The following is a 12,587-nucleotide window of genomic DNA, read 5'->3' as shown; positions in this document are numbered from 1 at the left end:
CGCTGAACCAGAGACAGGTTATCGAGCTGAGTCATTCAAAGGGTCTCCAGGTCTGCCAGGAAGTCATGCATCTCACTCAGGTCTGCGCTGGAGTGAGGGGTCAGGTGGGCCGCCAGTTGTGCGGCGTAGTCGGCCAGGGACGTGGTGCTGAACAGCAAGTCCAGGGGCACTGCGGCGCCCTGTTCCATTTGCAGGCGCGCCGTCGCTTGCGTCGCCAGCAGGGAATGCCCACCCAGTTCAAAGAAGTTGTCGTCGCGCCCTACCCGTTCGAGCTTGAGCACGTCTTGCCAGATGTTGGCGATGCCCTGTTCGAGCGCGCCTTGTGGCGCCACGTAGGCACGCAGCAGTTGCTGGGCGTCCGGCAGCGGCAGGGCCTTGCGGTCGAGCTTGCCGTTGGGGGTCAACGGGAAACGTTCGAGCAGCAGCCAGTGCGCCGGCATCATGTAGTCGGGCAGCAAGGGCGCGAGCTGCGCCTTGAGGGCTTCGCGCAGGGCCGTGGGTTCGGCAGTCTCTGGATCGGTGGCCACCAGGTACGCCACCAACTGCAGGCCGCCCGGCCCGGGTTGTGGCACCACCACGGCTTCGCGGATCGCTTCCTGGGCCAGCAGGCAGGCTTCGATTTCCCCCAGTTCGATGCGGAAGCCACGGATCTTCACCTGATGGTCGACCCGGCCGATGTACTCGATCACGCCGTCGCCACGCTGGCGCGCCAGGTCACCGGTGCGGTACACCCGCGTGCCATTGCCGAACGGGTCCGGCAGGAATCGCTCGGCGGTCAGCGCCGCCCGGTGGTGGTAACCCCGGGCCAGGCCGTCGCCGCCAATCAACAGTTCGCCGATCAGCCCGACCGGGTTCGGCGCGAAATGATCGCCGACGATGTACAGCGACGTGTTGGCAATCGGCCGGCCGAGGTACGGCACGCGGTGCTCTTGAGTCAAGCGGTAGGCCGCCGACCAGATGGTGGTTTCGGTCGGGCCATACAGGTTCCAGACCTCGCCAGCGACATCGAGCAACCGCTCGGCCAGGTCCTCGGCCAACGCCTCGCCACCGCACAGGCATTTGCGCCCGGCCAACAAACCGGACGCCGGGTGGTCGAGCAACATGCGCCAGGTCGATGGCGTGGCCTGGACCACACTGACCTGTTGCCGGTCGATGGTCTTGAGCAGCGCCTCGGGGTCGTGGGCACTCTGCTTGTCCACCAGCACCACACAGGCACCGCTCAACAGTGCGCCGTAGAGTTCCAGGCCGAAGATGTCGAACGAGAACGTGGTCAGCGACAGCACCCGGTCACGGGCGGTGATGCCCGGTTCACGGGCCATGCTGGCGACAAAGTTCACCAGCGCTTCATGACGCACCATCACGCCCTTGGGCTTGCCGGTGGAACCCGAGGTGTAGATGGCGTAGGCCAAGTGCTCCGCATCCAAGCGCGTCGCCGGCGCCTCGCCGGCATAACCGTCGAGCCAGCCACCCTCCTGATCCAACACCAACGTATTAACGCCAACCCCACCCCCAGTGGGAGCGAGCTTGCTCGCGATGAGGCCCTCACCTTCAACATCATCATTGACTGAACCACCGCTATCGCGAGCAAGCTCGCTCCCACAGAACTGGTTGAGCAATGAACGTTGGGTCAGCAGCAGCTCGATACCGCTGTCTTCGATCATGTAGGCCAGGCGATCCTGGGGGAACGCCGGGTCCAGCGGCAGGTAGGCGCCACCGGCCTTGAGGATCGCCAGCAAGGCGACAATCATGTCCACGCCACGCTCCAGCGCCACACCGACCAACTGATCGGGCCCCACGCCCTGCTCGATCAAACAATGGGCCAGGCGGTTGGCCCGGACATTGAGTTCGGTATAACTCAGCACCTGATCGGCAAACACCAGCGCCGTGGCATCCGGCGTTTGCCGGGCCTGGGCCTCGAACAGCCGATGGACGCAGCGCGCCTGGGGATATTCCGCCGTGGTGGCGTTCCAGCCTTGCACGTGCTGGCGGGTTTCGCGCTCGTCGAGCAAGCCCAGTTCGCCCAGGGGCCGTTGCCCGGCGTCGATCATTTGCAGCAGCAAGCGTTGCAGGTGCACGCCGATCTGCTCGACCGAGGCCTCGGTGAAACGGGCGCACTGGTAGCTGAACTGCACCGCCAGCTCGGCACCGAGGCTGACCAGCAGGGTCAGCGGGTAGTTGGTCTGTTCCAGGTTGTCCACGGCACCGAAACGCAAGCCTTCAGGCGCACCGTGTGCCAAGGCTTCGGAAATCGGGTAGTTCTCGAATACCAGGATGTTGTCGAACAAGGCTTCGCCGCCCAGGCCGGCCCAGCGCTGGATGTCGAACAGCGCCGTGTGCTCGAACTCGCGCAAGGCCAGGTTCTGCGCCTGGACGCTGTGCAGCCAGTCGCCCAGGTCCTGTTCCGGCCGCGGACTGGCAATGACCGGCAAGGTGTTGATGAACAGGCCGATCTGGCCCTCGACGCCCACCAGGTCCGCCGGCCGCCCCGCCACCGTTGCGCCGAACGCCACACTGGCTTTGCCGGTGTAGCGTTGCAACAGCAACAGCCAGGCCGCTTGCACCAGGGTGTTGACCGTGACTTTGGCCTCGCGGGCGAACTCGGCCAGGCGTTGGGTCTGCATCCCATCCAACTGCATGCGGTGATGGCCGTACAGCGTCGCCGAGACGTCCTGTGCCGGGCGCGCAAACACCTGGGCCAGGCGCACCGGCTCATCCAGCGTGCGCAACTGTTGCGTCCAGAACCCTTCGCCGAGGCTCGCGTCCTGGCGTTGCAGCCAGGCGATGTAATCGCGATAACGGCCAGTCGGGCGTGCCACGCTGTCGCCGCGGTAATGCTGCAACACTTCGCCGAGCAACTGCGCGCTGCTCCAGCCATCCATCAGGATGTGATGGTTGGTGTAGATCAGGTGATGCCGATCCGTGCCGGTGCGCACCAGCACCAGGCGCATCAACGGCGCCTGGGTCAGGTCCACACCTTGGGCCCGCTCTTCATCGGCGAGGGTTTGCAAGGCGTCGTCGATATCCGTCCGCCCGTTCCAGTCGAGCACACGGAATGGCACCTCGACCTGACGCTGGACGATTTGCACCGGCTGCTCCAAGTCGCCCTGCCAGAAGAACCCGGTACGCAGAATGTCATGGGCATCGACCACCGCCTGCCAGGCGGCGCGGAAACGCTGCGGGTCGACGCCCTCGACGTCGAGGCGCATCTGGTTGATGTAATCGCCACTGCCGTGGCCGAGCAAGGAATGAAACAGCATGCCTTGTTGCATCGGCGACAGCGGGTAGATGTCGTCGACAGCCTGAGGGTCTCGGACCAATGTGTCCAATTGCGCCTGGGACAGCCGCGCCAGCGGGAAGTCCGACGGCGTCACGCCACGGTGCTGGCTGTCGCAGCAATGGTGGATGAGCGCGGTGAGTTCTTGCAGGTAGTCATCGGCCAGGCGCTGGATGGTCGCGGCGTTGAACAGGTCGCCGCTGAAGGTCCAGCTCAAGTCCAGCTCGCCGCCGAAGACTTTGCCGTCCAGCGCCAGCGGACTGCCCAGCGGGCCCTGCATGTTCAGCTCTTCACCGCCATGCTCGGCGGTGGGCACGAACAGGGCATCGTCAGCCGCCGCGAAACTGCCGTCGAACTGGCCAAGGTAGTTGAAGGTCAGTTGCGGCGTCGGCAAGGCCTGCAACGCTTGCCGTGCCGGCGCATCGCCCAGGTGCGCCAAGGCACCGAAACCGATGCCCTTGTGGGGGATGGCGCGCAGCTGTTCCTTGATCTGCTTCAGCGAAGCACCGAGCTCGGCAGCGGGTGTGAGGCGGGCCGGGAACAGGCTGGTGAACCAGCCGACCGTGCGGGTCAGGTCGATGTGTTCGAACAGTTCTTCGCGACCGTGGCCTTCGAGTTGCACCACCACGCTGTCAGCGCCAGTCCAGCGCACCATCACCCGCGCCAGGGCGGTGAGCAACAGGTCATTGACCTGGGTGCGATAGGCCGCCGGGGCTTGCTGCAACAGTTGCCGGGTGAGGGACTTGTCCAGTGACGTGCGGACAGTCATGGCCTGAGCCTGTTGCCGCCCACCCTGGGGGTTATCCCATGGCAACGCCGTGGAGACGCCTTGCAACTGCTGCTGCCAGAAACCCAGTTCGGCCTGCAGGGAGGCGCTGTGGGCATAGCCCTGCAACGCTTCGGTCCAGGCTTTGATCGCGCTGGTCTTGGCCGGCAACTGCACGGTTGCGCCGGTCAGTGCCTGCCGATAGGCCGTCTGCAAGTCTTCGACGAGGATCCGCCAGGACACCCCGTCGACCACCAGGTGATGCACGATCAGCAGCAAACGCTGGGTGCCATCGGCGAGGTTCGCCAGCACCGCGCGGATCAGCGAGCCGCCGTCCAGTTGCAGGCTGCGCTGGGCCTGATCGCCGAGGGCTTGCAGCGCGGCGAGATCGGCGACGTCGGCTTGCCAGACAATCCCGTCGGCCACCCCGTCACGGTAGCGCGCCGTCCAGCCTCCGGCCTGCTCGATGAAGGCCAGGCGCAGGCTGTCGTGGTGCGCGACCAGGGCATCCAAGGCCTGCTCCAACGCCTGGGCATCCAGCGCTTGGGTCGGCTTGAGCATCACCGACTGGTTCCAGTGATGATGCTCAGGAATCGCCTGGGCGAAGAACCACTGGTGAATCGGCAGCAGCGCCGTTTCGCCGGTGACCGGTCGTTGGTCGATCGCGTGCAGCGGTGCGCCCGTCTGGGCCACCGCCGCCAGCGCCTCGATGGTCTGGTGCTGGAACAAGTCCTTGGGAGTGAAGTGGATACCGGCCTGGCGAGCACGGCTGACCACCTGGATCGAGACGATGGAATCGCCGCCCAGTTCGAAGAAGTTATCCCGCAGGCCCACTTGCGCGAGCTTGAGCACGTCCTGCCAGATCGACACCAGTTGCTGTTCCAACGGGCTGCGCGGTGCCACGTAGGTTCGCTGCAATTGGCTGACGTCGGGCTTGGGCAGGTTCTTGCGGTCGAGCTTGCCGTTGGGGGTCAGCGGCAGGCGTTCGAGCAGCAGCAGATAAGCCGGGACCATGTGCGCCGGCAAAGTCGCCTTGAGCTGGTCACGCAAGTGCTCGGCGAAAGCCTCACCCACGGACTCGTCGGCCACCACATAGGCAACCAGACGCTTGCCGCTGCCAGCAGCCCCTTCCTGGGCCACCACCACCGCTTCGCGAACGCCGTCGAGGGCTTGCAGGCTGGCTTCGACTTCACCCAGTTCGATGCGGAAGCCGCGGATCTTCACCTGGTTGTCGATGCGGTCCAGGTAATCGAAGGTGCCATCGACCCGTTGGCGCACCAGGTCGCCGGTGCGGTAGAGCAAGCCGCCACTGCGGCTGAACGGGTCGGCGACAAACCGTTCGGCTGTCAGGCCCGGACGGTTCAGGTAGCCCCGCGCCAGCCCGGTGCCGCCCAGGTACAGTTCACCGGCCATGCCTTGGGGCAGCAGGTTCAAGTCAGCGTCGAGCACATAGGCGCTGCGGTCGCCGATGCGGCTGCCGATGGGTGCATAGGCGGCGCCACACGCCACGTCGCGGCCGGCCTTCCAGATCAACGGGGTGACCACGGTTTCGGTCGGGCCGTAGCCGTTGATGATGAACTCCGGATCGAGGGCGCGCTTGACCCGTTCGAAACTGGCGTTGGGCACCGCATCGCCGCCGAAGCAGTAGATGCGCACTTTCGGCGGGTTGCCCACGCGCTCGGCGTGTTCGGCCAGTTGTTGCAGGTACACCGGCGGGAACGCCACCACGGTCACGCCGTGCTCAGCCATGGCGTTGTAGGTCTGTTCCGGGGTCCACAGGCTGTCGTCGCGGATTAACAGCGAAGCACCATGGGTCAGACTGGTGAGCCAGCGTTCGTGGGCACCGTCGAAGGCGAAGGACATGAAGTGGAATTCGCAATCGCTGTCGCGCATTTCATAGCGTTCACCGATGGCCTGGCAGTGCATCGCCAGCGGACCGTGGGCCACGCTCACGCCTTTGGGGTTGCCGGTGGAGCCGGAGGTGTAGATCACGTAGGCCAGGTTCTGCGGATCGATACCCACGGCTGGGGCGTTCGTCGGTTGCAGGCTCAGGTCCAGGCGGTCGAGTTCCAGCACCTCGGCGGCCCCCTCCAGCGGCAGTTGTGCCGAGACACGGGAATCGGTGAGCAACAACGCCAGCCCCGAATCCTCGATCAGGTACGCCAGGCGTTCCCGTGGGTAACTGGTGTCCAGCGGCACATAGGCCGCGCCGGCCTTGAGCACCGCCAGCAGCGCGACGATCACCCCTTCGCTGCGCGGCAGGGCCACGCCAACCCGGGTTTCCGGGGCCACGCCACGGGCAATCAAGGCGTGGGCCAACTGGTTGGCGCGCCGGTCGAGGTCGCCATAGCTGAAACGCTGGCCGTCGAAAATCACCGCCGTCGCGTCGGGCTTGCGCGCCGCCAGATCGGCGATGCGCTGATGCACGGCGATGTCGGTCGGGTACGGCTGCGGATGATTGGCGACCTGTTGCCGGGCCTGTTCCTCGGCGCTGACCAGGGCGATTTGCCCGAGGTTGCGCGCCGCCGACTCGGCGAAGCGTTCCAACAACTGCAACAACTGCGCGCTGATGCCGTCGATGGCCGCCGGGCTGAAATGCGCCCGGTCGAAACTGTAGTGCAGCGCCAGCGTCTCGCCGAGGGTCACCGCCACGCTCAACGGGTAATGGGTTTGCTCCAGGTGGCTGACTTCGCCAAACACCGCGCCCTGCCCGGCGCCTTCTGCCAGGGCCTGGGCAATCGGGTAGTTCTCGAACACCAGGATGTTGTCGAACAGCGCCTCGCCGCCCTGGCCGGCCCAGCGCTGGATGTCCGCCAACGGCGTGTGCTCGAACTCCCGCAGGCTCAGGTTCTGTGCCTGCACGGCTTGCAGCCAGGCACCGACCGACTGGTCCGGACGTGGCGCGGCGATCACCGGCAAGGTGTTGATGAACAGGCCAACCTGTTGCTCGATGCCCGGCAGATCCGCCGGACGCCCGGCCACGGTGGCACCGAAGGCGACGCTGTCATGGCCGGTGTAGCGTTGCAGCAGCAACAGCCACGCCGCTTGCACCAGGGTGTTGAGGGTGACTTTCTGTTGGCGGGCGAACTGTTCCAGGGCCTGGGTGCGGGTCGCGTCCAGGGTCTGGAAGTGATCGCCATGGCCGCTGTGGATTTCGCTGGCGGACATGACGCGCGCCAACCGCGTCGGCTCTTGCAGGGTGGCCAACTGACCGGTCCAGAACGTCTCGCTCAGTTGAGCGTCCTGGCGTTGCAGCCAGGCGATGTAGTCGCGGTAACGTCCGACATTGGCCTTGGGCAAGCGACCGCTGTAGCGCTGCAAGACTTCCCCCAGCAATTGGGCGTTGCTCCAGCCGTCCATCAGGATGTGGTGATGGGTGTAGATCAAGTGCCAGCGCTCGGCCTCGGTCTGCACCAGCACCAGGCGCAGCAACGGTGCCCGGGCCAGGTCGAAGCCCTGACGGCGCTCGGCGTCGGCACATTCATTCAGAGCCTCGGCGAGGTGATCGTGCCCGCGCCAATCGAGGACCGTGAAGGGCAACTCGACCTGGCGATGGACGATCTGCAACGGTTGCTCGAGATCACCCTGCCAGACAAAACCACTGCGCAAGATGTCCTGGGCGTCGAGGGTGGCTTGCCAGGCGTCGGCGAAGCGCTGTGGATCGAGGCCCTGCACGTCCACGCGCAACTGGTTGATGTATTCCCCTGCCGCCTGCTCGTACAAGGTGTGGAACAGCAAGCCCTGCTGCATGGGCGACAGTGGATAGAGGTCGTCCAATTGCCCGGCGGCCACCGGCAGGCTGTCGAGTTGCGCCTGGCTGATGCGGGCCAGGGGGAAGTCCGATGGCGTGGCCTGGGGCGTTTCCAGCGCGCAGCAGTGTTCGATCAACGTCCTCAGTTCAGCGAGGTAGTCAGCGGCCAGTGTCTCGATGGTCTGCTGCTTGAACATCCGCTCGCTGAAACCCCAGTTCAGGGACAGCTCGCCGCCATAGACCTGGCCTTCCACCGTCAACCAATTCGCCAGCGGTGCCCGGGCATGTTGCGCCGCGCCACTGCCTTCACCAGAGGGAACAAACAGCGCGCCGTCGTCGAACTGCCGGTCGAACTGGCCCAGGTAATTGAAGGTGATGCGCGGCGCCGGCAAGGCCGCCAGTTCGGCACGCACCGCCGGTTCGCCCAGGTAGCGCAGCACGCCATAACCCAGGCCCTTGTCCGGCACGGCGCGCAGTTGTTCCTTGATGGCCTTGACCGACGCACTCAATGCCGGCACCGGGCTGAGGCTGACCGGGAACAGGCTGGTGAACCAGCCAACGGTACGGGTCAAGTCAACGCCGTCGAACAGCGCTTCACGGCCATGGCCTTCGAGCTGGATCAGCGTGCTGTCCTGGCCGGTCCAGCGGCACACCGTACGGGCCAGGGCCGTCAGCAGCAGGTCATTGACCTGGGTGCGGTAGGCCTTGGGCGCCTGTTGCAGCAGTTGGCGGGTCTGTTCGGCGTCCAGCCGCACTTGCACCTTGCGCTCGTCACACGCCAGCAGCAGGCGCTCGGGGTAATCGCACGGCAAGCCGTTGCCGGCCGGCGCATGACCCTGGGCACGCCAGTAATCGAGGCTGGCCATGAAGCCATCGAGATGCCCGTGCAGGTGCGCCGACCATTGTCCATAAGCGCTGGTCTTGGCCGGCACCTGGATCGCCTGGCCGGCCTGCAGTTGGCGGTAGAACTGCTGCAGATCGTCCAGCAGCACGCGCCAGGAAACACCGTCCACCACCAGGTGATGGATCGCCAGCAACAAGCGCTGGCTGCCGTCGACCATGTCCACCAGCAACGCCCGCAACAGTGGCCCGTCTTCCAGGTCGAGGCTGCGCTGGGCGTCGTCGCACAGGGCGTTGAGTTGTTCGACCGAGGTCGCCTGGCGCTGCCACAACACACTGGCCGCCGACGGCTCGGCATAGGCTTGCTGCCATTGGCCGTTCACCTGGGTAAAGCGCAGGCGCAGGCTGTCATGGTGCTCAGCCAAGCGGGCCAGGGCCGAGGCCAATGCCACGGCATCAAGGTGTTCGCCCGGCACCAGCAGCAGCGACTGGTTCCAGTGTTGCCGCTCGGGAATATCGCGCTCGAAGAACCACTGCTGCACCGGCGTCAACGGCACCGCGCCGCGTGCCAGACCCTGATCGATCGCCTGGCTGTCGCCCTGGCGCGCTACGAGCGCCAGGCTGCGCAGGGTCTGGTGTTGGAACAGGGCCTTGGGATTGAGCACGATCCCGACTTGCCGCGCCCGGCTGACCACTTGCATGGAGACGATGGAATCACCGCCCAGCTCGAAGAAGTTGTCTTCCAGGCCGATGCTGTCGAGGTTCAGCACGTCCTGCCAGATCGCCGCCAGGGCTTTTTCCATGGGGCTGTGGGGCGCGACGAATTCCCGCTGCTGCTCGCTGCCGTCAATGGCCGGCAACGCTTTGCGGTCGAGCTTGCCGTTGGGAGTCAGCGGCAGTTGTGGGAGGAACACCAGGTAGGCCGGCACCATGTAGTCCGGCAGGTGTTCACGCAGAGCGGCCTTGAGGGCTTCGCGCAATTGCACCTGGGCGTCGGCGTCGGCCAACACCGCAGCCTCGCGCGGGACGATGAAAGCCACCAGTTGCTGGCCGTGCTCGCCGTCCTGGGCCAGCACCGCCAGTTCGCGCACCTGGGGTTGTTGCAGCAGGCGCGCTTCGATTTCCCCCAGTTCGATACGGAAGCCGCGGACCTTGACCTGATGGTCGATGCGACCGACGTATTGCAAGGCGCCGTCGGCCTGGTAGCGGGTCAGGTCGCCGGTGCGGTACAGGCGTTCGCCGGTTGTGGAAAACGGGTTGGGCACATACTTCTCGGCGGTCATCGCGGCACGGCCGAGGTAACCACGGGTGATGCCCGCGCCGCTCAGGTACAGCTCCGCCGAGACGCCTTGGGGCACCGGTTGCAGGTCGGCGTCCAGCAGGTAGCTGGCGGTGTGCTTGAGGGGCCGGCCGATGTTCGCCGTGCCGCCGGCGGTGCGCCGGGTCCAGGTGGAATAGGTGGTGTCTTCCGAGGGGCCGTAGAGGTCGTAGACATGCTCTACCCCTTGTGGGAGCGAGCTTGCTCGCGATGGCGCCCTGTCAGTTGGCCCATGGGGATCTGACCCGCCGCTATCGCGAGCAAGCTCGCTCCCACAGGAAGAGGATTGTTGGTACAGCGCATCCACCAGGCTTTGCTTCAGTGGCTCACCAGCGAGGTTGATGATGCGCACGCTGGCCGGGATCTCGCCGCTGCGCTGCAACGCGGCAATCGCCGAGGGCACGGTGTTGATCAGTCGCACCTGATCCCGGGCCGGCAATTGCGGCAACTCCAGGGCATTGCGGGCGATGATCAGCGAGCCGCCGTTGGCCAGGGTCACGAACAGTTCCCATACCGACAAATCGAAGCACACCGACGTTGAGGCGAGTACGCCCTGGATGTCGTCGCGGCTGTAGACCGATCGGGACCAATCGATCAGCGCCAGCACGTTGCGATGGGCAATCGCCACGCCCTTGGGGTTACCGGTGGAGCCGGAGGTGTAGATCACGTAGGCGAGGTTGTCTGGCGTGACGTGGGTGACCGGTGCACCCAGTGGGTACTGCCCCAGCTCGATCCGATCCAGCATCAGCACGGCGGTTTCGGCCGGTACGTTCAGCGTCGCCGCCACCGCCTGTTCGGTCAGCAAGACCCGGGCGTGGCTGTCGTCGAGCATGTAGGCCACGCGCTCGGCCGGGTAGTCCGGGTCCAGCGGCACGTAGGCGCCGCCGGCCTTGAGTACCGCCAGCAAGGCGATCAGCAGGTGCTCGGAGCGCGGCATCGCCACGCCCACGCGCACTTCCGGGCCCACGCCCAATTCGATGAGTTTATGGGCCAGGCGATTGGCGCGGCCGTCGAGTTCGCTGTAGCTCAGTCGGATGTTGGCGAAGGTCACCGCCAGTGCATCCGGCGTAGCCTGGGCCTGGCGGGCGATCATCTGGTGGATGCACAGCGCCTGGTCGAACGGCGCATCCACCGGGTTCCAGTCATGGATCAGGCGCTGGTACTCATCGGCTTCCAGCAGCGGCAACTCACCGACGAGTGCGCGGCTGTCGGCGACCATGCCGTGCAGCAGCCGTGTCCAGTGCCGGGCCATGCGCTCGACCGTGGCGGCATCAAACAGATCGTTGGCATAGGTCAGCGCCGCATGCAGTTTGCCGGCCTTTTCCCAGGTGTCGAGGGTCAGGTCGAACTGCGTGGTGCGACCCTGCCATTCCAGCATCGACAACTCCAGCCCCGACGCCGTGCGGATGCTGGCGATGTCGGCCACTTGTGGCTGGTGGTTGTACATCACCTGGAACAGCGGTGTATGGCTGAGGCTGCGCTCCAGTTTCAGGGCTTCCACCAACCGTTCGAACGGCAGGTCCTGATGGGCCTGGGCGCCGAGGGCGGCTTCCTTGACCGTGCGCAGCAGCTCATCGACACGGGTCTGGCCGCCGAGCTCGGTGCGCAATACCTGGGTGTTGACGAAGAAGCCGATCAACCCTTCGGTTTCGGCGCGGTTGCGGTTGGCGATGGGCACGCCGACGCGGATATCGGTGTGGCCGGTGTAGCGATGCAGCAGCACGTTGAACGCGCCAAGCAGGAGCATGAACAGGGTGATGTTGTGCTGCTGGGCGGTGGCGCGCAGTTGCTCGGCCAGTGCCGGCTCCACAGCGAACTCAAAGCGCGTGCCGCGATAGCTCGGCATCGCCGGGCGTGGGTGATCGATGGGCAGTTCCAGCACGGGATGCTCATCGCCCAATTGCGCCTGCCAGTATTCGAGTTGACGCGCCTGCTCGCCAGCTTCCAGCCAGCGGCGTTGCCACAGGGCGTAGTCGCTGTACTGGATCGGCAAATCGGCCAGTTGCGGCGCCACGCCTGCTTCATGGGCGTCGTAGCAGCGGATGAACTCGTCGATCAGTACGTTCATCGACCAGCCGTCGGAGACGATGTGGTGCAAGGTCAGCAGCAGCACATGTTCCTGCTCATCGAGGGTGAGCAATTCGACCCGCAGCAACGGGCCGCTGGACAGGTCGAAAGGCTGCATCGATTGCGCTTCGGCAGCCTGGCGCACCGCCTGCTCGCGCTCGGCCGCCGGCAAGGCGCTGAAGTCCTGGCGCTTGATCGCCAGCGCTGTGTTGGAGGGGACTTGCAGCAGGCTGTCATCGGCCTGGCGCTGGAACACTGTGCGCAGGGTTTCATGACGGGCCACCAGGCTGGCGAAGGCTTGCTCCAGGGCCGGCAGGCTCAACGCGCCCTTGAGCCGCACCGCGCCCGGCAGGTTGTAGGCGCCGCTGCCCGGCTCCAGTTGCCAGAGAAACCACATGCGCTGCTGGGCATAGGACAACGCCTGGCGATCCTCGGCCTCGACACCCCGGGGAATGGGAAAACCGCTGAACTCCACGCCCTCCTTGTCCAACGCGGCCAGGAACATCCGGCGCTTTTCCAGGGGCAACCCGATAAACCGGCGAGCAAGTTTCAAGGCGTCTTCAGCATTCAT

The 12,587-nt window shown here is 65.6% G+C and carries 2 protein-coding genes (1 of these 2 cut by a window edge); both read right to left on the bottom strand.

What is annotated here, in order from left to right; all coding sequences use genetic code 11:
* Positions 1–35, bottom strand: partial view of a non-ribosomal peptide synthetase gene (locus tag IB266_RS07920; RefSeq protein WP_192260835.1) — the 5' portion only. It extends 11,044 nt beyond the left edge of the window; only the first 35 of its 11,079 coding nucleotides appear in the window; the start codon lies at positions 33–35; the stop codon falls past the left edge of the window.
* A complete protein-coding gene (locus IB266_RS07915; protein ID WP_192260834.1) occupies positions 36–12,587 on the bottom strand; it encodes a non-ribosomal peptide synthase/polyketide synthase in 12,552 nt (4,183 codons plus the stop codon).

This window comes from Pseudomonas sp. Pdm06 (genome assembly GCF_014851795.1).
GTDB lineage: Bacteria > Pseudomonadota > Gammaproteobacteria > Pseudomonadales > Pseudomonadaceae > Aquipseudomonas > Aquipseudomonas fluorescens_AA.
Note: the sequence above shows the minus strand (reverse complement) of the source record. Positions and strands in the feature narration are given on the sequence as shown.

Bases quoted from the DNA above. Each gene is read 5' to 3' on its own strand.
- IB266_RS07915 (WP_192260834.1), bottom strand. From the start codon at position 12,587: ATGAATGCTGAAGACGCCTTGAAACTTGCTCGCCGGTTTATCGGGTTG.